Source organism: Pseudomonas sp. B14(2017) (genome assembly GCF_002113255.1).
Taxonomy (GTDB): domain Bacteria; phylum Pseudomonadota; class Gammaproteobacteria; order Pseudomonadales; family Pseudomonadaceae; genus Aquipseudomonas; species Aquipseudomonas putida_Z.
In genome coordinates this window covers 1-26,150 of sequence record NZ_NEJY01000027.1, presented here as the reverse complement: position 1 = coordinate 26,150, position 26,150 = coordinate 1, and the positions used below count along the sequence as shown (strand labels likewise).

The window sequence follows — 26,150 nt, the reverse complement described above, 5'->3', positions numbered from 1 at the left end:
GAAAATCTGCCATATACTCAGCCAGACTCTTGCCAGGACAGAGCCACATGCATTTCGACCTGATCGACCTCAGGCTGTTCCAGCACACCCTGGAGTGCGGCAACATCACCGCCGGTGCCAGCCGCAGCCATCTGTCGCTGGCAGCAGCCAGTGCGCGCATCCGCGCCATGGAGGCATCGCTGGGCATCCCTTTGCTGGAACGCAACCGCCGTGGCGTGCAGCCGACCCCGGCCGGCCAGGCGCTGCTGCAGCATGCCCGGCTGATAACGCAGCAGGTCGAGCGCCTGCAGTTCGACCTGGGCCAGTACGCACAAGGGCAGCAGGGCCAGGTGCGCCTGCTGTGCAACACTGCTGCACTCACGGAGTACCTGCCGGAGCTGCTGGCCGGCTACCTGGCTGAAAACCCTGGAGTCAGCGTGGATGTGCAGGAGTTGCCGAGCCTGCGCATCGTGCAGTCGATTACCCAAGGCATGGCAGACCTGGGCATTGTTTCGACCGCCGCACCCAGCGCGCACCTGCAGACCCGGCCGTTTCGCGAAGACCCGTTGGTGCTGGTAACGCCGCAGCGCCACCCGCTGGCCAACGAGGTCGCGCCGAGCTTCATCGATAGCCTGGCCCATGGCTATGTCGGCCTGGGGGCTGGCAGTGCACTGGCGTTGTACCTGGAAGAGCAGGCACTGCGCGAGGGGCGGCGCATGCGGGTTCGGGTGCGGGCCGAAGGGTTCGATGGCGTGATCCGCATGGTCGCGGGCGGTGCCGGGGTGGGGGTGGTGCCGCTGGCTGCGGTGAAACGTTGGCAAGGGGTGTTGCCGTTGCACTGGGTGGCGCTGACGGAACCATGGGCCAATCGCCGGTTGCTGGTGTGTGCACGCGATTTTGCGGCATTGCCGGGGTATGCCGCAGGGTTGGTAACCACCCTCACCCGCTGACGGAGTGGATGGCACGGGCTTCGCCCGTGTTCGCGGGTGAACCCGCTCCCACAGGATATGTGGTATCTCTCGGATGGACACTATACCTGTGGGAGCGGGCGGGCCCGCGAAGCAGGCACCGCGATTGATGGCACGGGCTTCGCCCGTGTTCGCGGGCGGGCCCGCTCCCACTGGATACGTGGTATCTCTCGGATGGACGCTATACCTGTGGGAGCGGGTTTACCCGCGAAGAAGGCTCACACACAATGGCGCCGTAACGACCCACCGAAAAGGACTTTCCAGTGGCATCGATCTACCAGCTCAAACCGCGCTTCCAGGCCATGCTCCGCCCTGCTGTCCAGCGCCTCTACGACCGCGGTGTCACCGCCAACCAGGTCACCGTCGCCGCCGCCCTGCTGTCAATCCTGCTGGGCCTGCTGCTGGCTGCCCTGCCCCATCTCACCTGGCTGTTCATCCTGATTCCAGTCTGGATGCTGCTGCGCATGGCACTGAACGCCGTCGACGGTATGCTCGCCCGGGAGTTCGGCCAGCAATCCACCCTCGGCGCCTACCTCAACGAACTGTGCGACGTGATCGCCGATGCCGCGCTGTACCTGCCCTTCGCCCTGCTGGCGGGTGTATCGCCAACCTTGGTCGTACTCGTGGTGCTCAGCGCCACCTTCAGCGAATACGCCGGTGTCATGGGCCCGCTGGCCGGCGCCTCACGGCGCTACGACGGCCCCATGGGCAAGAGCGACCGGGCGTTCGCCTTCGGCGTGCTGGGTACCGGTGTCGCCTTCGGCGTGCTGAACGGCGCCTGGATCAACGGCCTGTTGCTGGTCATCCTCGCACTCTCGCTCTATACCCTCTACAACCGGGTTCGCCAGGGGCTGGCCGAAACCCGCTGAGCCCACTGCCGTCGTAAAAGGATGTCGACCATGCGCCAAGCGCAAGCGCTACACTTCTCCACCCATGACGGCGTCGAGCTGCACTACCGTCACTGGCCTGCCACCCGTAACCAACACCAGCCACGCCGGGCCGTAGTGATGTTCCACCGCGGCCACGAACACGGCGGGCGCATGGCCCACCTGGCCGATGAGCTGGACATGCCGGGCTACGATTTCTTCGCCTGGGATGCCCGTGGCCACGGCCAGTCGCCGGGCGCGCGCGGCGACAGCCCGGGGTTCGCCACCAGCGTGCGCGATGTGCAGACCTTCATCGAGCACATCCAGGCCCGCCATGGCATTGCCGAACAGGACCTGGTGGTGCTGGCGCAGAGCGTCGGGGCCGTGCTGGTCGCCACCTGGGCCCACGACTACGCGCCGAAGGTGCGCTGCCTGGTGCTGGCCTCGCCAGCGTTCAAGGTCAAACTGTACGTGCCGTTCGCCCGCCCCGGCCTGAAACTGCTGAAGGCCTTGCGCGGCAACTTCTTCGTCAACAGCTACGTCAAGCCTCGCCTGCTCACCCACGACCCCGAACGGGTCATGTCGTATGTGGCCGACCCGCTGATCAGCCGGCCGATTTCGGTAACCATGTTGCTGGGCCTGTACGAAGCCGCCGACCGGGTGGTGGCGGATGCCCAGGCCATCCAGCTACCGACTCAGCTGCTGGTTTCCGGTGCCGACTTCGTGGTCGAACGCCAGCCGCAGGAACGCTTCTTCGAACGCCTGGGCAGTGCGCGCAAGGAAATGCACATCCTGCCTGGCTTCTTCCACGACACCCTTGGCGAGCGTGATCGGGCCCATGCCTTGCGGCGTATCGAGCGGTTCGTCGAACATTGTTTCACCAGCCCCGCCGCCCTGCCGTCACTGCTCGATGCCGACAAGACCGGCGCCACCTGCGCCGAGGCTGAAAGCCTGGCCGCACCGCTGCCGCGCAACTCGCCCCGCGACCTTTACTGGCGCGCTACCCGCGCCGGGCTGCACCTGGGCAAGGGGCTGTCCGAAGGTGTGAAGCTGGGTTTCGATACCGGTTTCGATTCGGGCAGTACCCTGGACTACGTGTACCGCAACCAGCCGACCGGCAAAGGCAAACTTGGCCGCCTGGTCGACCAGAACTACCTCGACGCCATCGGCTGGCGCGGCATCCGCCAACGCAAGCTGCACGTAGAGGAACTGCTGCGCCTGGCCATCGCCCGCCTGCGCGAACAGCAGCGGCCGGTGCACATCGTCGATATCGCCGCCGGCCATGGCCGCTACATCCTCGAGGCCCTGCAGGAACTCGAACAACTGCCGGACTCGATCCTGCTGCGCGACTACAGCGAACTGAACGTGCAGCAAGGCAGCGCACTGATTGCCGAAAAGGGCCTGGCCGACATCGCCCGCTTCGTCCAGGGCGATGCCTTCGACCGCCAGAGCCTGGCCACCCTGGAACAACCACCGACTCTGGCCGTGGTCTCCGGCCTGTACGAACTGTTCGCCAGCAACCAGTTGGTAGGCAACTCGCTGGCCGGCCTGGCCGATGCGCTGGAAGATGGCGGTTACCTGGTCTACACCGGCCAGCCGTGGCACCCGCAACTGGAAATGATCGCCCGCGCCCTCACCAGCCACCGCGGCGGCGAGGCCTGGGTGATGCGCCGCCGCAGCCAGGCCGAAATGGACCAGCTGGTAGAGGCGGCGGGGTTCCGCAAGCTGGCCCAGCGCATCGATGAATGGGGCATTTTCAGCGTCAGCCTGGCACAACGGGTGCGCTGAATGAGCCCATCACGCGAGCCCGGGCTGATCCGCCGGGGCGTTTTCTGGCTTCTGCTGCTGGGGCCGCTGTTTTTCCTCAGCTACGGGCTGGCGAACAACCACACGGCCGGGCGCAGTGATGTCGGCAGCCTGGTGTTCGGCTGGGAAAGCCGCATGCCGTTGTGGCCGTGGACGATCATCCCGTACTGGTCGATCGACCTGCTCTACGGCTTGTCCTTCCTGCTGCCGCGCACGCGCCAGGAAATGGACCGGCACGCGCTGGCGCTGCTAACCGCGCAGCTGATCAGCGTCAGCTGCTTCCTGCTCTGGCCGCTGCGCTTCACCTTCGAGCGGCCGGAACTGGGCGGGGTGTTCGGCTGGATGTTCGATGTGCTGATGGGCTTCGACAAGCCGTTCAACCAGGCGCCTTCACTGCATATTGCCCTGCTGGTGATCATCTGGACGATGTTTGCCCGGCACGTGCAGCGCCAGCCCTGGCGTTGGCTGATGCATGGCTGGATGGCACTGATCGGGGTGTCGGTGCTGACCACCTGGCAGCACCATTTCATCGACGTGCCGACCGGGGCATTGGCGGGGTTCGTCTGCGTCTGGTTGTGGCCATATCGGGGGCAGCTGCCCTGGCAGCGGGTGCGCCTTGCGCGGGATGCCAAGCGTTGGCGGTTGGCGTTGTTCTATACAGTGGGTGGGCTGCTGTGCGCAGTGCCGGCCGTTGCGTTGGGCGGCGCCTGGCTGTGGTTGAGCTGGCCGGCCGTGTCGCTGGCTTTGGTGGCGCTGAACTATGGCGTGCTCGGTGCAGGCGGGTTTCAGAAAGGCGCCGATGGGCGCTTGTCGAATGCGGCCAGCTGGCTGCTGGCGCCGTACCTGATTGGGGCGTGGGTCAACTCGAGGTTGTGGACCTGGCGGCACCCGCAGGCGGATGAAGTGTGTGACGGTGTCTACCTTGGGCGGATTCCAGGGCGTGACGCGCAGTTCGCTGCGGTGGTCGATTTGTGCGCAGAGCTACCGTGCATTGTTGGCCGCCCTGTCGCGGACACTTGTGGGAGCGGCCTTGTGTCGCGAAAGGGCTGCGAAGCAGCCCCAGATTTTCAGCTTCGCCGCAGATATTGCTGGGGCCGCTTCGCGACCCTTTCGCGACACAAGGCCGCTCCCACAGGGTCCGCGTCAGCCGGTCAGGCAGAGCATGGCTACGCATGTTTCCCTACCCTGGACCTGATCGCCCCGGAAAGCCCATTGCTGCACCAGGCCGCCATCGCCATCGAACGCCTGCGCTCCCAAGGCCCGGTGCTGGTCTGTTGCGCCCTGGGCTATTCGCGCAGTGCCAGCGCCGTGGCCGCCTGGCTGGTGCTCACGGGCCGCTGCACTGATGCTCGCCAGGCCGAGGCGCTGATCCGCAAGGCCCGCCCCGGCGTGGTCCTGCACAGCGCACATCGCCAAGCCTTGCAACAGCTAGGGACACAACCATGACGCTGTACGTGGTGGCCAGCCTGCTGGGCCGTGGCAAACAACTGGAACGCCTGTCGGACGGCCTCACCCTGCTGGCCCTGGCCTACGGCCTGGCGCCCTTGCTGGGTGCACAGTTGCAACCACTGGCCAGCCTGCTGTGCATTGCGCTGCTGGTACTAGGCGTGCTGCACAAGTACTGGGCCATCCGTGTGGCCATCGATGCCCAACTGTTCGCCCACCTCGCCGCTAGCCGCGACCTGGCGGCGGACACCTTGGCCCTGGACCGCGCCTTGTTCGAGCTGAATCTCAAACCGCAGGCCGCCGACTCCCGCGCCTGGCCTGCCCGCAGTCAGGCCGCGCTGGCCCTGTTACGCCGCCAGGCAGTGTGCCTGGGCCTGCAGCTATCGCTGGCCTTGGCTACCCTGCTGACACTGCCTTTGAAGGGATGACTACCGATCCATGCTCGCCAACCTGACCGCCTACCTCATCACTTCCGCCGCCCGCCTGATCACCGGCGCCCGCGCCCTGTGGCTGGGCTGCACGCCGCTGCCGGTGCAGCGCCTGTATTTCGCCAACCACAGCAGCCATGGCGACTTCGTACTGCTGTGGGCCTCGCTGCCACAACCGCTGCGCAAGCGTACCCGTCCGGTAGCCGGCGCCGACTACTGGGCCAAGCCGGGCATTCGCGACTTTCTCATCCGCAAGGTCTTCAATGGTGTGCTGATCAACCGGCAACACAGCGCCGGCCAGGGCAGCCCGTTGCAGCCGATCCTCGAAGCCGTGGCCCAGGGCGACTCGCTGATCTTCTTCCCGGAGGGCACTCGCAATCTCGGCGACGAGCCGCTGATGCCGTTCAGGAGCGGGCTGTACCACCTGGCAGCAGCCAACCCCGAAGTCGAACTGGTGCCGGTATGGATCGCCAACCTCAACCGGGTGATGCCCAAGGGCCGCGCCTTGCCATTGCCGTTGTTGTGCACATTGAGCTTTGGCGAGCCGCTGCACCTGCAGGCGGATGAAAGCAAGCAAGCCTTTCTCGAGCGGGCCAGCCAGGCCCTGCTGAACCTGGCCCCCAAGGATGCCTGAGATGGACGACAACACCCTTTCCCTGTTTGCCGGCATCGGCGCCCTGCTGCTGCTCGCCAGCGTGATCGGCCGCCTGCTCAAATGGCGCGCCGGCCCGGCACCGCACGCGGTGATCGACAACCTCAACGCCCGCATCAACGCCTGGTGGGTGATGGTACTGGTGATCGGCATCGCCTTCCTGTTCGGCAAGTACGGCGTGATCGTGCTGTTCTACGGCGTATCGTTCTATGCCTTGCGCGAGTTCATGACGCTCACCCCGACCCGGCGCAGCGACTACCCGGCACTGGTGGCGGCGTTCTATGTGGCGCTGCCGGTGCAGTACGTGCTGATCGCCATGGATTGGTACGGGTTGTTCAGCATCTTCATCCCGGTGTACCTGTTCCTGTTGCTGCCGATCCTGGCCAGCTTCGGCGGCGACACCACGCGCTTTCTCGAGCGCGCCTCGAAGGTGCAGTGGGGGCTGATGATCGCGGTGTACTGCGTGTCGTCGGTGCCGGCATTGATGACCCTGGACATCCCGGGTTACGAGGGCCGCAACCTGCTGCTGATTGCCTGGCTGATCCTGGTGGTGCAGATCAGCGACGTGCTGCAGTACGTGTGCGGCAAGCTGTTCGGCAAGCACAAGGTAGCGCCCAACCTGTCACCATCCAAGACCGTCGAAGGCCTGGCCGGCGGCGTGGCGCTGTCCACCCTGATCGGCGCCCTGCTGTGCTGGATCACCCCGTTCACCTTCTGGCAGGCCGCACTCATGGCGTTGGCGGTGAACGCCATGGGCTTCTTCGGCGGGCTGGTGATGTCGGCGATCAAACGCGACCGTGGGGTAAAGGACTGGGGGCACATGATCGAAGGCCACGGCGGCATGCTCGACCGCATGGATTCGGTGTGCTTTGCCGCGCCGGTGTTCTTCCACTTTGTGCGGTATTGGTGGGCGTAATCATACCCCCTGGGGGTATAGGGCCCCCTGTAGGAGCGGCCTTGTGTCGCGAAAGGGCCGCAGAGCGGCCCCAGGACTCCAGCAGTGGTGCACAAATTGCTGGGGCGTGCCTACCCACCTAATTCACTTGAGGTACGACCGCAGCAACGTCGCCACCTTGTCCGCCTCGTCCTGCCGCTCCTCGGCACTCAGCCCGTCCGCCACCAGGTGTTCGCGGATATGCCCTTCCATCACTTCGGCCATCAGCCCGTTCACCGCACCGCGGACGGCGGCGATCTGCTGCAGTATCGCCAGGCAGTCCTTGTCCTGCTCCAGCGCGGTCTCCAGGGCGGCGGCCTGGCCTTTGATCTTGCGCACCCGGGTCAGCAGCTGCTTCTTGCTCTTCAGGGTATGTGCCATTGGGTTTCACACCATGCTAGGTATACTGGGGTATAGTATAGTTCTCGACGTTCCGGGAGCATGATAAACCATGGCGACACAAACCTCAGACCGCTGGCAGCACAGCCACCAGTTCCATACCAGCAATCTGGGCGCCGAGCGCAAGACGCGCCTGGCCGTTTGGCTGACCGCGGTGATGATGGTGGCGGAAATTACCGGTGGCTGGTTCTTCAATTCCATGGCGTTGCTGGCCGACGGCTGGCACATGAGCTCCCACGCCCTGGCCCTGGGCCTGTCGCTGCTGGCCTATGCCGCCGCGCGGCGTTATGCCGGCGACCGGCGCTTTGCCTTCGGCACCTGGAAGATCGAGATTCTCGGTGGCTACTCCAGCGCCCTGCTGTTGCTGGGCGTGGCCGGGCTGATGGCATTCCAGTCGGTGGAGCGCCTGCTGGCACCGGGGCCGATCCATTATGACGAGGCGATCTTCATCGCCGCCGTGGGCCTGGCCGTCAACCTGATCTGCGCCTGGCTGCTGCGTGACGACCATCACCATCACGATCATCACCACCATGGCCACGACCATCATCATGACCATGGCCACCATCACCACGACCTGAACCTGCGCTCGGCCTACCTGCATGTGATGGCCGACGCCGCGACTTCGGTGCTGGCTATCGTCGCCCTGCTGGCCGGCAAGTACTGGGGCGCCGGCTGGCTCGACCCGGTCATGGGCCTGGTCGGTGCGCTGCTGGTGGCGATGTGGGCCCGCGGGCTGCTGCGCGATACCGGGCGAGTGCTGCTGGATGCGGAGATGGACGCGCCGGTAGTGGAGGAAATCCGCGAGGTGGTCGCGCAGCTGCCGGTGCCGGCCAGTATCACCGACCTGCACGTGTGGCGCGTGGGCAAGGACCAGTACGCCTGCATTCTCGGCCTGGCCGCCCGGGCCGAACTCAGCGCCGACAGCGTGCGCAAGGCCCTGGGCGTACACGAAGAACTGGCGCACATTACCGTCGAGGTCAACCGCCTGGCATAGCGCGACCAGACAGCTGGACGTCGAGCCCAGGCAACTGCGGCTCGGCCGATGGCCCTATGGTGACGAGTCATTCAGCCAGTCACCAGGAGTTGTGCCATGTCCGATTTCATCACCGTCCTGCGCGAAACCTGCCCGACGCCGGTCGTGGACGCCACCAAGTGGAAGCGCATCGGCGGCGATCCGCACACCGTCAACCTCAACGCCTATCTGTCGGCCGACGGCAGCAAGATCATGGGCACCTGGATCTGCACCCCGGGCAAGTTCGAGGTCAACTACGAGAAGTGGGAGTTCTGTCACTTCCTCGATGGCTACTGCATCATCACCCCGGAAGGCGAAGAGCCGAAGCACCTGAAAGCGGGTGATGTGTTCGTGATCGAACCGGGGATGAAAGGCACCTGGGAAGTGGTCGAGACCGTGCGCAAGTACTTTGTCTTTGCTTGATTCATAAGCGGACTTTGCCTGGTCATGTGGGATGCGCAAAAAGTCCCACATGACGCCGCTCAGGTTCAAGCATGATGATCAAAGGGGCCGCGGGTCGAATAAAATATCCTGCTGCAAGTATAACAGTGGCTTTCGGCGCATCGCCCTCGACTAGGAGTGGTCACTCTTCAAAGGTTTCACACCCTTCTGAGAAAGACAAACGACTCTGTAATTTACTTTGTCTCGTGAGGTACGACTTTCGATAGACCTCAGGAACTTTTCCGGTTCTGCCAGATTCAGCTCTCTCAAGGTAGCAGTATCCAAATCCCACCACTCGCTGTCCATGAGCCTGGCAATGATGTCTTCAGCATGTCGATACTTGATGACTTTTGCCGGATTCCCGCCCACGATCGCATACGGCGGCACATCACGCGACACCAAAGCCTGGGTCGCGATGATGGCTCCGGTCCCGACCTTCACGCCTGCAAGGACAGTGGCTCCGGCGCCAATCCATACGTCGTGACCTATCTGGGCAAGCGCTTCATCAGCTCGGTACTCCAGATTTCCTCCATCTTCATACTGAAATGGATGGGTACTTACCCAGGAGGATGGGTGTGTGTGTTTCTCTTGACCAATGACACAATCGGAGCCAATGGAGCAGAATCGACCTATGGAAGATACAAATGAAAGATGGGTACCACTTCTAATATAGGTGTAAGCACCAATCCCAACTTGGGAAGATCGGATTTTTATATGGCCCAGCTGAACATATTCCTCTAGATCAGCACGGGCATATTTACTGAATGTTGATGGCCCGGCAGCAATCTTACCCCCGTGAGACCTGACTATTCGCTTGTAACGAGCGGTTTTTATTGACTCTATTATCTTGAACATGAAGATGGCTCGGGTTTCCCTATCTGGAAACTATAGCAAATTGACATCTTAGGTTGAAGATGCTTGTTGCCTGGGCAAATGTCAGTAAACCCATCACAATACGTGGAATAAATCTGGCCGCCCGCCGGCAAAAAAAATCGCGGATCAGACGCCCTTCCCTCTGGTGCGCAGTTACAGAGGGAAGGCCGCCTGGCCCGCGATGAAGTCCTCGCTCGTCAATCTTTCTTGCGGTAACCCTCGACGATCGCCGAGAAGTCCTTGCCACCCTCGCCGCGCAGGCTCATGGCCTGGTACAGCTGCTGGGCCACAGCCCCCAGGATCACCGGTTGATGCGCCTGGCGTGCAGCCTCGGTGGCCAGCCCCAGGTCCTTGAGCATCAGCTCGGCGCCAAAGCCTCCGGTATAGCCACGCGATGCCGGCGCGGTTTCGATGATGCCCGGCCATGGGTTGTAGGTGTCCGAGCTCCAGCAACGCCCGGTCGAACTGTTGATGATGCCGGCCAGCACTTTGGTGTCGATGCCCAGCGCATTGCCCAGGGCCATGGCCTCGGACACGCCGATCATCGAGATGCCCAGCAGCAGGTTGTTGCAGATCTTGGCGATCTGCCCTGTGCCGACTTCACCGCAGTGCACGATGTTGCGGCCCATCTGCTCCAGTACCGGCTTGAGGGTGGCAAACAGCTCGGTGCTGGCGCCGACCATGAAGGTCAGGGTGCCTGCCGCCGCGCCGCCGGTGCCACCGGACACCGGCGCATCGCCCATGTCCACGCCCTTGGCCGCTGCGGCCTTGGACACATCACGCGCAGTCTGCGGGTCGATGGTGCTGCAATCCACGGTCGGCGTGCCGGGGCGAATGCCGGCCAGCACGCCGTCTTCGTTCAGGTACACGCTGCGCACATGGGCAGCAGCCGGCAGCATGGTGATCACCAGCTCGCTGTTGGCCGCCGCGTCCTTTGGCGAAGGGCTGATCTGCCCGCCCAGTTCTGCCAGCTCGGCCAGCACGGCCTTGTTCAGGTCGAACAGGTTCAGTTGGTGCCCGGCCTTGATCAGGTTGCGGGCCATGGGTGCGCCCATGTTGCCGAGCCCGATGAATGCGATACGCATGACTCTCTCCTTAGCGCAGGCTGATGGTGGTGTTCACACCGTCGTTGACGCTGTCATCATCGAACCAGCGGGCGGTGACGGTCTTGGTCTGAGTGTAGAACTGCACCACTTGCTTGCCGTACGGGCCGAGGTCGCCGAGCTTGGAGCCACGCGAACCGGTGAAGCTGAAGAACGGTACCGGGACCGGGATCGGGATGTTGATGCCGACCTGGCCGATGTCGATTTCGCTCTGGAACTTGCGCGCTGCCGCGCCGCTCTGGGTGAACAGGCCGGTGCCGTTGCCGAACGGGTTGGCGTTGACCAGGGCGATGGCCTCGTCGAGGGTATCGACTTCCAGGGTCACCAGCACGGGGCCGAAGATTTCCTGGGTGTAAACCTGCATGTCGGTCTTCACGCCCGAAAACAGGGTCGGGCCGATGAAGTTGCCTTGCTCGTAGCCCGGCACCGTGACGTCACGGCCGTCGAGTTCCAGCTTGGCGCCTTCCTTGATGCCACTTTCGATCAGGCCCAGCACACGCTCCTTGGCGCGCTTGGAAACCACCGGGCCGACATCGGTGCCTGGCTCGCAACCGGCATTGACCTTGAGCTTGCTGGCCGCGTCCTTGATATCTGGCAGCCATTCGCGAGCCTTGCCCACCAACACCGCCACCGAGGTGGCCATGCAGCGCTGGCCTGCTGCACCGAAGGCGGCACCGACCAGGGCGTTGACGGTTTGCGTGCGGTTGGCATCGGGCAGCACCACGGCGTGGTTCTTGGCGCCCATCATCGACTGAACGCGCTTGCCGTGCTGGCTGCCCAGGTTGTACACGTGAGTGCCCACTTCGGTGGAGCCGACGAAGGAAATCGCCTTGATGTCCTGGTGGGTGCAAATGGCATCCACCACTTGCTTGCCGCCGTGCACCACGTTGAGCACGCCAGCCGGTATGCCGGCTTCCAGCGCCAGTTCGACCAGCAGCATGGTCGACAGCGGGTCTTGCTCGGACGGCTTGAGCACGAAGGTGTTGCCGCAGACGATGGCCATGGGGAACATCCACAGCGGGATCATCGCCGGGAAGTTGAACGGTGTGATGCCGGCGCATACTCCGATCGGCTGGCGCAGGGTATAGGTATCGACGCCGCCGGCAACGTTCTCGGCGAATTCGCCCATCTGCAGGGTGCCGATAGAGGCGGCGTGCTCGACCACTTCCAGACCGCGGAAGATATCGCCTTCGGCGTCGGCCAGGGTCTTGCCCTGCTCGGCACTGAGGACCTGGGCGATGCGTTTGGTGTTTTCGCGGATCAGCGCCTGCAGCTTGAGCATGATGCGCATGCGCGCGCCGATCGGCGTGTTACGCCAGGTCTGGAAAGCGCGGTGGGCAGCGGCGACGGCTGCGTCGACTTCTTCGACGGTGGCGAACGGTACGCGCGCCAGCACCTCTTGGGTGGCCGGGTTGACGATGTCGCGCCATTCGGTGGTCGTGGACTCGACCCATTGGCCGTCGATCAGCAGCTTGACCTGCTCGATTTTGGTCTGGGTAGGGGATTGCGGTGCGTTCATCTGCGTTCTCCTTGGAATTATTGTCGGGACGAGATCGCCAGCGCCGTGCAAACGCGAGGTGGCGTCCTGAGGCTTGTTTCGAGTATAGATGTGCAAACATCCAACAAGAACGCACAAAAAAACCGGATCATCATGCAAAAAGACCTTACATCCCTGAGCGCGCTCAACTGGGACGACCTGAAGTTCTTCCTTGAAGTGGCGCGTACGCGCAAGGCCAGCAGCGCAGCCAAGCGCCTGAGCGTGGACTACACCACTGTGTCGCGGCGCATCAGCTCGCTGGAGGGGGCGCTGGGCACCTTGCTGTTCGAGAAATCCCGGACCAACGGCTTTGTCCTCACCGCTGAGGGCCAGCGCTTGCTGGGCTATGCCGAGTCGATCGAGAGCACGTTGCACATGGCCTGCGAGCAGGTATCCGGGTCGGGCGTGGCGTTGTCGGGACATGTGCGCATGGGCTGCACCGAAGGCTTCGGCAGCTTCTTCGTCACCCCGCAGCTAAGCCACTTCGTCGATGCCTACCCGGCGATTTCGGTGGATATCCTGCCGCTGCCGCACTTCATCAGCCTGTCCAAGCGCGAGGCGGACATCGTCATCGCCCTGGAGCGGCCGGAGCATGGGCCTTATGTGTGCTGCAAGCTGTGCGACTACCGCTTGCGGCTGTATGCGACCCAGGGCTACCTGGACAGCCATGCACCGATCAACCAGATCGCGGACCTGGCCAGGCACCCGTTCATCAGCTACGTGGACGACCTGGCGTTCAGTTCGGAGCTGCTGTACCTGGCCAACCTGATCCCCAGCGCCAGCGCGCATTTGCGCAGTACCAGCGTGATTGCGCAGTACACGGCAGCGTTGCAGGGGCGTGGGCTGGCGATCTTGCCGTGCTTCCTGGCGGCGCAGGACCCGCGGCTGGTGACGGTGTTGCCGGAAGAGATCGAGGTGACACGGCAGTTCTGGATGTATTGCCGGGAGGATTTGAGGAAGTTGAAGCGGATTACGCTGTTGTGGGATTACATTCGCGGGGTGACGGAGGCGAATGCGCCGCTGTTGATGGGGGAGACCCGGGAGATGCGGTTTGCTCAGGAATAAGGGGGCTGCGTTGCAGCCCATCGCCGGCAAGCCAGCTCCCACGGGTGCAGCGTTGATCTCGAGGTTGTCGCTGTACCTGTAGGAGCGGCCTTGTGTCGCGAAAGGGCTGCAGAGCAGCCCCGGCAATTTGTGCATCTGCGCTGAAACCCCGGGGGTAACACAGATAATGTGGGAGCGGGTTTACCCGCGAAGCAGACAACTCGGTGCATGGCACCGGCTTCGCCGGTGTTCGCGGGTGAACCCGCTCCCACAGGGATATCTGATAGCCCGTAGGCTGTGGTCAGTAGGAAGCCACCACAATGGACACACGGCGGTTCTCGGTACGCCCGGCGCTGGTGCGGTTGTTCGCCACCGGCTGGCTGCTGCCCAGCCCGCGGGACTGGATGTTCTGCGCCGGCATGCCTACCCCGACCAGCGCCCTGGCCACGCTCTGCGCGCGGCGCTCGGACAGCTGCTGGTTATACGCCGCCTTGCCGGATGAGTCGGCATGCCCATCCACCCGCACGCCCTGGATGCCAACGCCGAGCAGCGCCTTGCCAATGCGTTCGACAATCGCCTGGCTCTGGCTGTTGAGGCTGTCCAGGTCGCTGCCGAACAGCACCTTGCCGGACAAATCGTAGGCCCAGCCTTCGTCGGTCGGGGTAAAGCCTTCACGCTTGAGCACGGCAATCTGCTCGGCGGTCAGGCCCTTGGGCGGAGCGCTCTGGCAGCCGGTCAGCGCCAGCACGGCGAGCAACAAGGCCCATAGGGGGAAACGCAAAGCCTGTATCACGGGTTCAACTCCTGTTCTTGATTTCGCTGGCGGACCGTTCCGTCTGCGCCATTTGCCAGTGACCACGGCGTTTGCGCTTGGCCTGGTACATCGCTGCATCGGCGGCATTCAGAAGACTGGCAGGGTCAGCGCCGTCATCCGGGTAATAGGCAATACCGACACTCAACGAGGTGGCGATACTGCGACCGCTGTCCAGCTGCACCGGCAACTTCATGCTGGCAACGATCTTCTCGGCAATGTGCTCGGCGTCCTGGCGCGAATGCAAAGGCGTCAGCAGCACGGCGAACTCGTCGCCACCCAGGCGCGCCACCAGGTCGTGCTCGCGCAGTTGGGCACGCACGCGGTCGGCCACGCTGATCAGCACTTCGTCGCCCACCGCATGGCCGAGGGTGTCGTTGATCTGCTTGAAGTGGTCGCTGTCGAGAAACAGCAACGCCAGGTGATCTTGCTGCCGTTCTGCATTGCGCACACTGCGGCTCAGGCGCCCCTCGAAGAATGCGCGGTTGGGCAGGCCGGTCAGGCTATCGTGGCTGGCCTGGTGCGCCAGGGTCTGGTTTTCGCTCTGCAGGTGGCTGTGCCATACCTCCAGCTCATCCAGTAGGGCGTTGAAGTCATTGCCCAGCTCGTTGAGCTCGGCAATCGGCGCTTCCGGCACGCGCCGGTCGAAACTGCGCTCGCGGCGGGCGGCGTGGGCGACACTGGCCAGGCCACGCAGCGGGCGGACGATATCGCTGAGCAGACGCCGCGACAGGTATTGGGCAGCCAGGGCGCTGAGCACCGTGCAGAACAGGATGCCGGCCAGCCCGCTGAACAGGAACAGCAACAGGCTACGCCCCTGGCCAACCAGCTCGATGCGCCCGACCTGCTGTTGCTGGTGCGTGATCGGCAGGTTGATCGGCTCATCCAGCAAGGCGGTGGCCACCTGCGCCTCCAGCCGCGCGAGCACGCCGGTATCGCTGCGCTGCCAATGCGCCAGCTGCTCGCCTTCGTTGTTGAAGACCCTGGCTTCGGCCACTTCCTCGGTACTGGCAATCAGCGCCAGCGATTCATTGGCCGCTGCGCTGTCGTCAAACACCACCGCCGCTTCCACGGTGTAGCTGATCGAGCGGGCGATCAGGTGCAGGTTGTCGTTGGCGTAGACACGCAGGGCGAGCACGCCCAGCAGGGTCAGGGATATGCCGGCCAGTCCCACGGCGAGCAAGGCGACGCTGAGATGGCCACGGCCCAGCACCGAGCGCAGGGTCGGGCGCACGCCGCGCTTGCGGGTTGGTTTCATGGTTGCACCGCCCGGCGCCGCGACAATTGCAGCACGCTGGGGTGAATGCGCACGCCGGAGCGTGCCACCGAGTCCAGGTTGACTTCAAAGGCGACCTGCTGGTCGCTGACCCGCAAGCAGAACAGGCTGCCGACTGTGCACGGGTCGTCTGCCTCGCTGATGCTCAGCACCGGGTGGCCACTGACGCGCTCGAACAGCCGGTCACGCTGGCCCTGGTCGAGTTTGCCGATGTAGATGGCGTCGCATGCCTGGGCGACCTGGCTATCGTCTGCCAGTAGTCGCCGCACTTGCAGCGGTCGGCCGGACTCCTGCACATGGCCTTTGATCAGGTCATCGGCGTATTCGGTCGGGCCGACCAGGCACAGGCGCAAGGGCGAGGGTTCGACGGGCCAGCGGGCGTAGCTGAAAATGCCCAGCACCACCTGGGTGACGGCCTTGGCACGTTGCTGCGCCTGGGCGGCAGTTATGGCGGGGTCTGCCTGGGCCGGGCCTGCGGAAAGGAACAGGGCGGCCAGCAATAGCGAAAGCGCACATCTCGTCACTCGCCTTGCGGCCACTTTCATGTGGGAAATCTCTTAAGGTCCTTTCCGATATCGGCGCAACGATAGCACATGGCCGCATCAATGTAGGTACGAGCAGCTTTGTGCATGGGGATTGATGGCCCCATCGCCGGCAAGCCAGCTCCCACAAGGACTCCACAGCCCTTGCAAGCTGCGCTGCACCTGTGGGAGCTGGCTTGCCGGCGATAGGGCCTTATCGGTCCTACACCTGCTCCAGCATCAACCCGGAAATACGCCGTACCTTGCGCGCCACCGCCTCTTCGAAAATACCCTGGCGGGGCTCGACCAGGCTGAAGCAGTGCTTGGCGCGGGTGATGCCGGTGTATACCAGCTCCTTGGTCAGCACCGGGTTGAGCGCATCCGGTAGCACCAGCGCGGTGTGGCTGAACTCCGAGCCCTGGGACTTGTGCACGGTCATGGCGAATACCGTTTCCACTTCGTTCAGCCGGCTGGGCAGGACGAAGCGTACGCCGCCGCTGCCGTCGTTACGCGGGAAGGCCACGCGCAGCAGGGGTTCGCCGCGCTCGTCCGGCAGGCGCAGGGCGATGCCGATGTCACCGTTCATCAGGCCCAGGCCGTAATCGTTGCGGGTCACCAGCACCGGGCGCCCTTCGTACCAAGGCTGCTGGCTGTCGATCAGCCCGGCATTGTGCAGTACCCGCGCCACCCGCTCGTTGAGGCCTTCGACACCCCAGGCGCCGCGGCGTACCGCACACAGCAGCTGGAAGTCCTCGAAGCTGTGCAGCACCTTGCCCGCCCATTGCTCCCACGCGGGGTCGTCAACGGCGGTATCGAGTGCCGGGCGAAAACGGCCAAGGGTACGCAGGTAGCTGCGATAACCCTGCGGGCCGTCGCTGCCGCGGTTCAGGCCGTCGAGCAGCAGGCGGTCGAAGGCGCGGTCCTGTTCCTGCTTCAGGGCCAGGCTGTGCACATCGGGCGGCGGCGCGGCCAGCAGGTTGCGCGCCGCATGGGCGTCCTGGCGGTTGACCAGCCGGGCCAACTGGCCAATGCCGCTGCCTTCGCCGAAACGCCGCGAGAAGCGCAGCATCACCACCTGCTGGGCCAACGGGTTGCGTTGCTCATCGCCGGCCCTGAGGCCGCTGCCCGCCAGCGACTCGCCACCGGTCTGCTCCAGCCATGCCTCGGTCGCCGGCGAGTAACAGCCCTCCTCGGCATCCCGGCACAGGTCACCCAGTACCGCACCGGCTTCGACCGAGGCCAGCTGGTCCTTGTCGCCCAGCAGTACCAGACGTGCCCGTGGCGGCAGGGCATCGAGCAGGTTGGCCATCATTTCCAGGTCGATCATCGACGCTTCGTCGACGACCAGCACGTCCAACGGCAGCGGGTTGCCGGCATGGTGGCGGAAGTGCCGCGAACCGGGGCGGCTGCCGAGCAGGCGGTGCACGGTGCTGACCTCGGTGGGGATCTGCGCGCGCACCTCGGCGCTGACCTGCAGGCGCTCGACCTGTTGGCCAATGGATTCGGTCAGGCGCGCGGCCGCCTTGCCGGTCGGCGCGGCCAGGCGAATGCGCAATGGCCTGCCCTGCTCTACCGCCGGCGCCTGCAGCAAGGCCAGCAGGCGCACCACGGTAGTCGTCTTACCCGTGCCGGGGCCGCCGGTGATGATGCTGAAGCCTGCGCGGGTGGCCAGGGCGCAGGCGAGCTTCTGCCAGTCCACCTGGCCTGCCGGCGCACCACCGTCGAACAGTTGCGCCAGACGGCCAGGCAGGTCGGCCGGAGGCGCTTCGGCCTGGGTCAGGCGCTGGCGAAGGGTATGGTCGATGCGCCGCTCGTAACTCCAGTAACGGCGCAGGTACAAACGCTCGCCGCTGAGCACCAGAGGCCGCGCTTGCTGGCCCGGGGTATCCCCGGCGGCCACCAGCGGGCTGGTGGCAATGCGCTGGCGCCAGGCGTGCAGGTCGAGGTTGGCCAGCAACTGCGAGGGCAGCAGCAAGGGGCCGGTCAAAGCGTCGCCTTCAGGCGGCAACGACAGGGCAAAATCGGGCTCGGCCAGAGTTTGCTGCAGGTCGAGGCAGACATGGCCGTGGCCCAATTGGTGGCTGGCCAGGGCGGCGGCCAGCAACAGCAGGGGGTCGCTACCGGGGGCCCGCTCCTCGAGGAACGATACGAACGCACGGTCCAGGGCACGCAGCCAGCCCCGCTCTACCCAGCGGTCGAGCAGTTGCAGCAGGTCACCGCTGTCATGCTGCGGCGCCAGTGCGAGCAGGTGCTCGGCGTGCAGCGGGGTGGGCAACAGGTCGACTAGGCTTCGGCTCATATCACGGCTCCGGCAAACAGGTCCTGCTGTACGGGCGGATGCTCACCACGGAACAGCGCATCGAGGCTTTCGATCAGCTCACGCGGTGGCTTGGCGTGGTAAACGCCGTGGCCGCTGCTGCTGGCGCCTCGCAGGAAAATGAACAGGGCGCCGCCGACATGGCGGTCGTAGTCGTAGTCAGGCAGGCGGGCACGCAACTGGCGATGCAGGGCCAGCAGGTACAGCACGTACTGCAGGTCGTAGCGATGCTCGAGGATGGCCTTTTCCATGGCCTGGGCATCGTAGGCCTGGATATCCGGGCCCAGCCAGTTGGACTTGTAGTCGGTCACGTAGTAACGCCCGTCCAGCTCGAAGGCCAGGTCGATGAAACCTTTGAACATGCCATTGAGCACGGTCGGCTGCGCCGCCGGGCGTGCCAGGCCGGGGTGGGTGTGGCGTGCCACCAGGCGGTCGAGTTGTTCGGCATCGACCTGGTGGCTGGCGAACCAGAACTCCATTTCGATCTGGTAGTGGCGCAGCTGCCCGAGCGTCACACCAAGGTCGTTGCCCGGCAACGGCAGCGCTTCGCCCAGGAGGCGCTGCAGCCAATGCGTCAGGGTGGGGATCCAGCCGGTCCAGTCACGACGGTTGCAGCGCTGGCCAACGGTTCGCTCGATCAGCCGTGCATTGCCGCTGACCTGGCTGAAGCCCTCGCGGCCAACCCATTCCAGCAAGCCATGCAGGAAGGTGCCGGGGTTGGGCCCGCGCGGGAAGCGGTGAATATCACCACTGTCGGCCGGGACCTCGCGCAGCACCTGAGTATCGACCACTTCATCATCCAGTAACTGCTGGGCCTGGGAGCTGTCGGCACCGAGGGTCTGGTCGCCGACGCGCAGGGCACTGTACGAGGCAATCCACCAATGCTCGGCGCCCGCTGCGCGGCGCGGTTTGCGGGCAGGTAGCAGCTCATGCTCGGCGTGCGGCATGCGATATACCTGCTCGTCTGCCGGCGGCAGGCTCGGGCAAGAGATGTGCGGGCAGGTCTTGGCCAAGGCCTGCAACCAGTCCGTCAGTTGCTGCGAGCCCGGCAGGGCGAGGCCGCCACCCAGCAGGTAGCCGAACGCCGAGCGGTGCAGTTGCGAGCTCTTCTGGTTGCCCCGCTTGAGGTCGGCGACACCCAGCCAGCAGGCATGCTGGGCGCGGGTCAGGGCCACATAGAGCAGGCGCAGGTCTTCGGCCAGGCGCTCGTCGTCGGCGCGCTCGATCTGTTCCTGGTCTGGTGTGAGGGTGAGATGGGCGTTGCCCTGGCTATCATGCCAGGCCAGCGGCAGGCGGCTGCCGTCCAACGGTTTGCTGGTGCAGATGAACGGCAGGTAGACCAAGGGGTATTCCAGGCCCTTGGATTTGTGGATGGTCACCACTTTCACCAGCTGCTCGTCACTCTCCAGGCGCAGGATCTGCTCTTCACCAGCCTGGCCGGAACTGGCCAGGTGCTCGGCCAGGTGGCGGATCAGCGCCTGCTCGCCGTCCAGTTCGCCGGCAGCCTGTTGCAACAGCTCGGCCAGGTGCAGCAGGTTGGTCAGCACCCGCTCGCCATCGCTGCGGCGGATCAGCGTGCGCGGCAGCTGGAAGTCATGCAGCAGGTGCCGCAGCATCGGCAACACGCCCTGGCGCTGCCAGGTGTCGCGGTAACGGCGAAAACGCATGACCCAGTCTTCCCAGACCCGCTCGTCCTGGTTCAGGCGGTCCAGCGCAGCCAGCGACAGATCGAGGGTAAGGCTGGCCAGGGCGGCCTTGAGCAGGCGCTCCGAGTCGGGTTCGGCGCAGGCCTTTAGCCAGGCCAACAGGTCGTGGGCTTCCTGGGCGGCGAATACCGAGTCCTTGTCGGACAGGTACACACTTCGCACCTCGCGCGCGGCAAGCTCGGCGCGGACCATCTGCGCTTCATGGCCATCGCGCACCAGGATGGCGATGTCCGATGGCAGGCACGGGCGCAGTTCGCCCTCGGCATTCTGGAAACCAGCCGTGCCTTGCTGGCCGCCATTGAGCAAGGCGACGATATGGCTGGCGCAACTTGCTGCCAGCTGCTGCCGGTAAACGCTGCCGGAGACCGGCTCTTCGCTTTCCAGATGCCAGCATTGAAGGGCTGCGCAGGCTTCACCGTCGATCAACAGCTGCTCGCCACGGCCTTTGGCGCGGACCTCGATGAACGGCAGCGGGTTGTCATCGGCCTCGCGGAACAGGAAGGCGCCACGCCCTGCCTCACGCGCCTCGGCCTGCAGGAACACCTGGTTGACCGCCGCGACCATGGCCTTGCTGGAGCGGTAGTTGGTGTCCAGGCTGTGCAGGCGACCACTCGTGGCACGGCGGGCGGCAAGGTAGGTGTAGATGTCGGCGCCACGGAAGGCATAGATCGCCTGCTTGGGGTCGCCGATCATGAACAGGCCGGTTTCGGCGCGGTTTTCGCTGATCTGGTAGATGCACTCGAAGATGCCGTACTGCACCGGGTCGGTGTCCTGGAACTCGTCGATCAACGCCACCGGGAACTGTTCGCGGATCAGGCTGGCCAAGCGCTCGCCGGCCTCGCTGGCAAGGGCGTGCTGCAGGCGCAGGAGCATGTCGTCGAAGCCCATTTCCGCACGCCGACGCTTCTCCACTTCGAAGCGTGCCGATACCCAGTTGGCGGCATGCTCGAGCAATGGGGCATCCGGGCTGTCCAGGGCTTGGAGCTGTTGCTGCAAGCTCTGCATGGCATTGAGGGCCGGGTGCTCGGGTGGCTCGCCCTTCCAGGCTTCGGCCATGCCCGCCGGGGTCAGGCGGGTAAAGCCGGTGCCCAGGTCGAGCTCCACCAGTTGTTCGTCTGCGGCCCAGGCGCAGAGCTTGTCGAACCAGGGCTCGAAGTAACGGGCCTGCATCTTGCGGCCATCGACCTGTTTGGCGGCCAGTGCATCACGGCAGATCTGGCGCAACTCCTCGGCCCATTGCGCCCAAGGCGCCTTGAGCCGGGCCAACTGCTCGCCACGCTGCTGCAGCGATGCCTGGATCAGTGCCGCCGGCTCGGGCCCGTCGTGCTGGGCGCGCACGCGACCGAACAGCGGGCGGATCCGCGGCAGCAAGGCGTCGGGGCTGCCCCAGTGGCCACGCACCCAGGCCAGCGCGTCGCCTTGCATGCCGTAGCAGAAGCGCCGCCAGTAGTCGCGCATGACCTGGCCCAGCAGTTCGCTGTGGTCGGTTTCCAGGGTCTGGGTGAACAGGCTGCCGCTATCGAAGGCATGTTCGCGCAGCATGCGCTGGCACCAGCCGTGGATGGTCGATACCGCTGCCTCGTCCATCCACTGCACGGCGATTTCCAGGCGCCCGGCACAGCGTGGCCAGGTTTCTTCCGGGTAATCGTCACGCAGCTGATGCAGCAGCGGGTCGGCCGCCTCCAGCTCGCCACGGAAGAACCGCGCAGCTTCGGCCAGGCGGGCGCGGATACGTTCGCGCAGCTCTTTGGTGGCGGCGTCGGTGAAGGTCACCACGAGGATCTGCGGTGGTAGCAGCTCGCGGTCGAAGCCCTGCTCGCCACCGTGACCGAGGATCAGGCGCAGGTACAGCGCCGAAATTGTGAAGGTCTTGCCCGTGCCGGCGCTTGCCTCGATCAGCTGGCTGCCATGCAGGGGGAAACTCAGTGCCAGTGGGCGGTCCTGGGTCATGCGCCTTTCTCCGGGTTGCCCAGGGTCTGCCACGGGGCGTTGAACAATGGGCGGTACAAGGTTTCGCACCAGCCTTCGAAGGTTTCATCAGCGGTGAGCGCGGCAAAGTCGCGGAACTGCCGGGCCAGGGCGATGCTTTCACTGCGCTCGCCGAAGCTGGTGCGCTCGTCGCCTTCGTAGGCGCGGGCAGCAGCAGCCAGGGCTTTGTCGCTATCGTCCTGGCCCAGCCAGGCGAACGCGGTCTTGGCAGCGACCGGCAACGGCGCATTCATCGCCGCCTGACGGGCTACCAGCAGGTCGCCCAGCAATTGCGCCGCCTGCGCTTGCGGCAGTGGCGCAAGCAGCAGGGTCAGGTCGCTGGCTACCAGCGCGCTGTTATAGGGGTAGCCCGCCGCGCAAGCCGCCAGGTGCGTGACCCAGGGCGCGATCAGGCGGTGCCACTTGAGGGCGTTACGCCCGGCACTGATGGTGTTGGGTACGGTGGTGATGCTGAGCAGGCTCTGGTCATCCGCCTGGAACACCCGCCCCAGCCAGCCCTCGAGACGATGCTGGCCGTGCTCGAAATGCACTGGCAATGCCCCCTCGACCAGCTGCGGCCAGCGTTGCAATAGCTGGCGGTGGCGTTGCAGCAGGTCTGGCAGGGGCTCGATCAGCTCGCGCTGCAGCAGTTCGCCGAAGCCGGCCAGTGGCAGCACGCCACAGGCCTGCAAACGCCGGGCCTGGGCCTGCAGGGCCTGTTCGGCATTGTCCGGCTCGGCCAGCGCTGCACCCAGCAGGCTTTCACTGGCGCCGTACCGTTGCAGGGTATCGAGGACGAAGGGTTCCTCGTCCGGGGTCGGTGCTTCCAGCGCTTCGAAGTAGACTTTCAGACGCTGGCTGAAGAAGTGCCGCACCGGGTGGCGCAGGAAGTCATTCAGCTGGGTCAGGCTCAAGGCCTCATCGTCATGGTATGGCGGCAGGCCGGGGTCAGCCTGCTGGTCCTCCTGGCCCTGCTGGTGCAACACCTGCCATTCGTGGGCAAAGCTGAACAGCGGGCTGCCCTTCTGGAAGTAGCGTGGGCTGAACGGTTGCAGCGGGTGCTCCTGGGTCAGTGCGTGCAGCAATTGCTCGCCCGGTTCTGCTGGCTGCCCCTGCTCCGCGCCTGCCAGCTGCCAGCCGGCTGCAAGGTGATCGCGCAACTGGCCGATGAGCACCGAGGCCGGGCGTTCGCTGTTGTCGCGGATGCTGCGCCCGACCCAGCTGACATACAGCTGGTCGCGGGCCGACAACAATGCTTCCAGCAGCAGGTAGCGGTCATCCTCACGGCGCGAGCGGTCACCGGGGCGGTAGTCGCTGGCCATCAGGTCGAAGTCCAGCGGCTGCTGAGCGCGGGGGTAATCGCCATCGTTCATGCCCAGCAGGCAGACCACCCGGAACGGGATGGCGCGCATCGGCATGAGGGTACAGAAGTTCACCGAGCCGGCGAGGAAGCGCTGGGACAACTTGCCCTGGTCGAGGCCCGAAAGCCAGGCTTCGCGCACTACGGTCAGCGGCAATGGGTCTTGCAGGCCAACGGCCTCGCACACTTCAAGCCAGCTATCACGCAGATCCTGCAACTGCATCAGCAGGAACTCGTCGTGCTCGCCCTCGGCCAGGAAAAACACTTGCAGCAAGGCATGCAGGCGCTCGCCCCACTGGCTGACAGTGGCAGGCTCGGACAAAGCCTGGCCGGCCACTTCGAGGGCGTCCAGCAAGGCGACCAGCGGGCCGATCAGTGCCGCATCCAGGCCACCGATTTCATCGTAGGGTTCGATGCCGTCACAGGCCTCACCCACGCCGACGGCATAACCCAGCAGCATGCGCCGCAGGCCGAACCGCCAGCTGTTCTGTTCCAGCCCGGCGGGCAAGCCCAGGCTGGCCCGCTGCTCGGCATTGAGGCCCCAGCGGATGCCAGCCCCCTCGATCCAGCGGTGCAGCGTGGGCAGGTCGTTTTCGCGTATGCCGAAACGGGCGCGGACTGCCGGCACATCCAGCAGGTCGAGCACTTCGCTGACCGCGAAGCGGCTGTCCGGTAGCTTGAGCAGGTGTTCGAGGGCAATCAGCAAGGGTTCGCGGCCACGCTGGCCCTGGTCGGTCAGGGTGAACGGGATGTAGCGCGGATCGTTGCGCTGCAACTGGCCGAAAACGGCGCGAATATGCGGCGCGTAGGTATCGATGGCCGGCAGCATGACGATCACGTCACGTGGGCGCAGGGTTGGGTCGGCGCTGAACCGGGCCAGTAACTGATCGTGGAGGATCTCCACTTCACGTTGCGGGCTGTGGGCGATGTGGAAGCGAATCGAGCGGTCCTTCGCCGGGTCGACTGGATGCCACTGCTCGCGAGTTTCGGCGAGCGGGCGCAGTTCGAGGATATCGTCCTGCAACTGGTTGAGCAGCGTGGTGGGCGAGCCGTCACTGAACAGGTCGATGCGACCGTCGCTGAACACGCCCTGGTAACTGCCGGGGTCATCGTAGCTGTCGAGCAGGTTGATGTAGTCGCGGCCTTGTTTGCCCCAGGCGGCCAGCAAAGGGTGGGCATGCTGGTGCAGCGACTGGTCGTCCAGTTGCAAGGGCATGCCCTGCTTGCGTTGCTGGCGCTTGTACTGGTGGCGCAGCAGGTCCTTGTCGGCAACGATATCGGCCCAGTGGTGGCGGCAGGGGTTGTGCACGCACAGCAACACCTGGCTGAAGCATGCCAGGCCGGCCAGTGCCTCGAGAGCCTGGGCTGGGAGCGAGGAGATACCGAATACGATCACCCGGGCCGGCAGACCGGCAGGTGCCTGCTCCAGGCTGTTGATCCGTTCGATGAAGCGTTGATGTACGCCGGCACGGCTCTGCGCCATGCCCTGCTCGCCAACATCCTCCAGCAATGCACGCCACAACTCGGCCTGCCAGCGGTTGCCCGGGGGCAGCGCCTTGCGCTCACCGCGAGCGGTGTTGAGGATGTGCTCGCCAGCGGCCCAGTCCTTGAGCCAGTCGGCGCGGTAGACCTGATACTGGTCGAACAGGTCGGCCAGGCGCTCGGCGAGCTGATAGCGCTTGCGCAGGTCGCTGTCGTCGGTGAGGAAGCGTCGCAACGGCTCGAAATGCGGGCGTTCGATCAAGGCCGGGAGCAGACGCATCAGACGCCAGGTCAGCGGTGCCTTGTCGAGCAGGGAGACTTCGGGAATTTCGTCACGGCCCAGCACGCTGCGGTACAGCTGCCACATGAAGCTGCCTGGCAGTTGCACATCGATGGCGGCGGCGATGCCACAACCACCCTGGTCATCGTCCTGAGGGTCCTCGGCGAGGGCCAGTTTGAGCCATTGGGCGATGCCATTGCTCTGCACCAGGGCGATTTCGTTTTCCAGAGGTGCCAAGGGATAGCGACGCATCCAGCTCACCACCAGGCTGCGCAGGTCGTCGAGGCGGTTGCCGTGGACGATCATGAAGCCGGGTTGGAGGTGAGTGGTATTGGGCATCGGGAGGTCTCTGGCTGGCGCTGGGGATGAGGGGAAACGATATCACGTAGGTACCATACGGAGAGTATGGCGCAGTGCCATTAGCCGATTGACAAGGGATCGGTGGAACCCTGTTAGCGGCCTTGCGCCGTTCCTGTGGGAGCGGCTTTAGCCGCGAAGCAAGCGACGCGGTGGATGGCACCGGCTATGCCGGTGTTCGCGGGTGAACCCGCTCCCACAGAGGAGGGTTGTGCAGGCCTGGGATTTTTTTGCCAGAAAGACAAAACCCCTACCTGCATGTGCAGATAGGGGTTTTGCGAAATGAATCTTGACGATGACCTACTCTCACATGGGGAAACCCCACACTACCATCGGCGATGCATCGTTTCACTGCTGAGTTCGGGATGGGATCAGGTGGTTCCAATGCTCTATGGTCGTCAAGAAATTCTGTTGCCAGAATGTCCAGATGGACAGCCCAGCGAATTCGGATATGCGATATTTGTGATGTTGCGAATTTTCGGTTCTTTCGTCTTCACCACCACAATTTGGCTTTCGTGCGCAAATTGCTTGGGTGTTATATGGTCAAGCCTCACGGGCAATTAGTATTGGTTAGCTCAACGCCT

Annotated in this window: 20 protein-coding genes and 1 rRNA gene; 10 read left to right on the top strand and 11 right to left on the bottom strand. The window is 64.6% G+C overall.

Going from position 1 to position 26,150, the window contains the following annotated elements:
* Positions 1-47 precede the first annotated feature (47 nt).
* The 7 genes from CAG34_RS24800 (at position 48) to CAG34_RS24770 (ending at position 7,061) form a co-directional block, all read left to right on the top strand.
* The gene (locus tag CAG34_RS24800; RefSeq protein WP_085592991.1) at positions 48-929 is read left to right on the top strand and encodes a LysR family transcriptional regulator; all 882 of its coding nucleotides are present in this window, start codon (positions 48-50) and stop codon (positions 927-929) included.
* A 281-nt stretch (positions 930-1,210) separates the two neighbouring features.
* Positions 1,211-1,816, top strand: a complete 606-nt coding sequence (locus tag CAG34_RS24795; protein WP_085592989.1) for a CDP-alcohol phosphatidyltransferase family protein — start codon at positions 1,211-1,213, stop codon at positions 1,814-1,816.
* A gap of 30 nt (positions 1,817-1,846) precedes the next feature.
* The gene (locus CAG34_RS24790; protein ID WP_085592987.1) at positions 1,847-3,601 is read left to right on the top strand and encodes a bifunctional alpha/beta hydrolase/class I SAM-dependent methyltransferase; all 1,755 of its coding nucleotides are present in this window, start codon (positions 1,847-1,849) and stop codon (positions 3,599-3,601) included.
* On the top strand, positions 3,602-5,065 hold the full coding sequence (locus CAG34_RS24785) for a phosphatase PAP2/dual specificity phosphatase family protein (protein ID WP_085592985.1): 1,464 nt from the start codon (positions 3,602-3,604) through the stop codon (positions 5,063-5,065).
* Positions 5,062-5,493 carry a hypothetical protein gene (locus CAG34_RS24780; RefSeq protein WP_085592983.1) on the top strand — a complete coding sequence of 144 codons (432 nt, stop codon included), beginning with the start codon at positions 5,062-5,064 and terminating at the stop codon, positions 5,491-5,493. The genes CAG34_RS24785 and CAG34_RS24780 overlap by 4 nt, the downstream gene beginning before the upstream one ends.
* 10 nt (positions 5,494-5,503) lie before the next feature.
* On the top strand, positions 5,504-6,127 hold the full coding sequence (locus CAG34_RS24775; RefSeq protein WP_025340660.1) for a lysophospholipid acyltransferase family protein: 624 nt from the start codon (positions 5,504-5,506) through the stop codon (positions 6,125-6,127).
* Between the two features lies 1 nt (position 6,128).
* Positions 6,129-7,061, top strand: a complete 933-nt coding sequence (locus CAG34_RS24770) for a phosphatidate cytidylyltransferase (RefSeq protein WP_085592981.1) — start codon at positions 6,129-6,131, stop codon at positions 7,059-7,061.
* Positions 7,062-7,184: 123 nt separating this feature from the next.
* On the opposite strand, the gene CAG34_RS24765 is transcribed toward CAG34_RS24770, so the two are convergent.
* On the bottom strand, positions 7,185-7,460 hold the full coding sequence (locus tag CAG34_RS24765; RefSeq protein ID WP_003258414.1) for a metal/formaldehyde-sensitive transcriptional repressor: 276 nt from the start codon (positions 7,458-7,460) through the stop codon (positions 7,185-7,187).
* A 70-nt stretch (positions 7,461-7,530) separates the two neighbouring features.
* Between CAG34_RS24765 and dmeF the strand changes: the two genes are divergently transcribed.
* Together dmeF and CAG34_RS24755 are read left to right on the top strand one after the other, a co-directional pair.
* Complete coding sequence (dmeF, locus tag CAG34_RS24760; protein WP_085592979.1) at positions 7,531-8,472, top strand: CDF family Co(II)/Ni(II) efflux transporter DmeF; 942 nt, start codon at positions 7,531-7,533, stop codon at positions 8,470-8,472.
* A 96-nt stretch (positions 8,473-8,568) separates the two neighbouring features.
* Entirely contained in the window at positions 8,569-8,913 is a 345-nt protein-coding gene (locus CAG34_RS24755; protein WP_003258412.1) for a cupin domain-containing protein, read from the top strand.
* A gap of 150 nt (positions 8,914-9,063) precedes the next feature.
* Here CAG34_RS24755 and CAG34_RS24750 read toward each other — a convergent pair whose 3' ends face one another.
* The 3 genes from CAG34_RS24750 to CAG34_RS24740 form a co-directional block, all read right to left on the bottom strand.
* Entirely contained in the window at positions 9,064-9,786 is a 723-nt protein-coding gene (locus CAG34_RS24750) for a CatB-related O-acetyltransferase (protein ID WP_085592977.1), read from the bottom strand.
* Positions 9,787-10,001: 215 nt separating this feature from the next.
* Positions 10,002-10,889: a 3-hydroxyisobutyrate dehydrogenase gene (gene mmsB / locus CAG34_RS24745; RefSeq protein WP_025340663.1), complete on the bottom strand. Its 888-nt coding sequence runs from the start codon at positions 10,887-10,889 to the stop codon at positions 10,002-10,004.
* Between the two features lie 10 nt (positions 10,890-10,899).
* Entirely contained in the window at positions 10,900-12,426 is a 1,527-nt protein-coding gene (locus CAG34_RS24740) for a CoA-acylating methylmalonate-semialdehyde dehydrogenase (RefSeq protein ID WP_085592975.1), read from the bottom strand.
* Between the two features lie 132 nt (positions 12,427-12,558).
* Between CAG34_RS24740 and CAG34_RS24735 the strand changes: the two genes are divergently transcribed.
* Positions 12,559-13,509 carry a LysR family transcriptional regulator gene (locus tag CAG34_RS24735; protein WP_025340665.1) on the top strand — a complete coding sequence of 317 codons (951 nt, stop codon included), beginning with the start codon at positions 12,559-12,561 and terminating at the stop codon, positions 13,507-13,509.
* 280 nt (positions 13,510-13,789) lie between these two features.
* Here the strand turns inward: CAG34_RS24735 and CAG34_RS24725 are convergent, their stop codons facing one another.
* The 7 genes from CAG34_RS24725 to rrf all read right to left on the bottom strand — a co-directional run bounded on the left by CAG34_RS24725 (position 13,790) and on the right by rrf (position 25,969).
* Positions 13,790-14,281, bottom strand: a complete 492-nt coding sequence (locus CAG34_RS24725; protein ID WP_075046399.1) for an OmpA family protein — start codon at positions 14,279-14,281, stop codon at positions 13,790-13,792.
* 4 nt (positions 14,282-14,285) lie between these two features.
* The gene (locus CAG34_RS24720; RefSeq protein ID WP_085592973.1) at positions 14,286-15,557 is read right to left on the bottom strand and encodes a diguanylate cyclase domain-containing protein; all 1,272 of its coding nucleotides are present in this window, start codon (positions 15,555-15,557) and stop codon (positions 14,286-14,288) included.
* A complete protein-coding gene (locus CAG34_RS24715; RefSeq protein ID WP_085592971.1) occupies positions 15,554-16,120 on the bottom strand; it encodes a YfiR family protein in 567 nt (188 codons plus the stop codon). The genes CAG34_RS24720 and CAG34_RS24715 overlap by 4 nt, the downstream gene beginning before the upstream one ends.
* A 199-nt stretch (positions 16,121-16,319) precedes the next feature.
* The gene (recD, locus tag CAG34_RS24710; RefSeq protein ID WP_085592969.1) at positions 16,320-18,395 is read right to left on the bottom strand and encodes an exodeoxyribonuclease V subunit alpha; all 2,076 of its coding nucleotides are present in this window, start codon (positions 18,393-18,395) and stop codon (positions 16,320-16,322) included.
* Complete coding sequence (gene recB / locus CAG34_RS24705) at positions 18,392-22,069, bottom strand: exodeoxyribonuclease V subunit beta (protein WP_085592967.1); 3,678 nt, start codon at positions 22,067-22,069, stop codon at positions 18,392-18,394. Before recB ends, recD begins: the two co-directional genes overlap by 4 nt.
* Positions 22,066-25,548: an exodeoxyribonuclease V subunit gamma gene (recC, locus tag CAG34_RS24700; protein ID WP_085592965.1), complete on the bottom strand. Its 3,483-nt coding sequence runs from the start codon at positions 25,546-25,548 to the stop codon at positions 22,066-22,068. The genes recB and recC overlap by 4 nt, the downstream gene beginning before the upstream one ends.
* A gap of 305 nt (positions 25,549-25,853) precedes the next feature.
* A 5S ribosomal RNA gene (gene rrf / locus CAG34_RS24695) occupies positions 25,854-25,969 on the bottom strand.
* Positions 25,970-26,150: the final 181 nt, after the last annotated feature.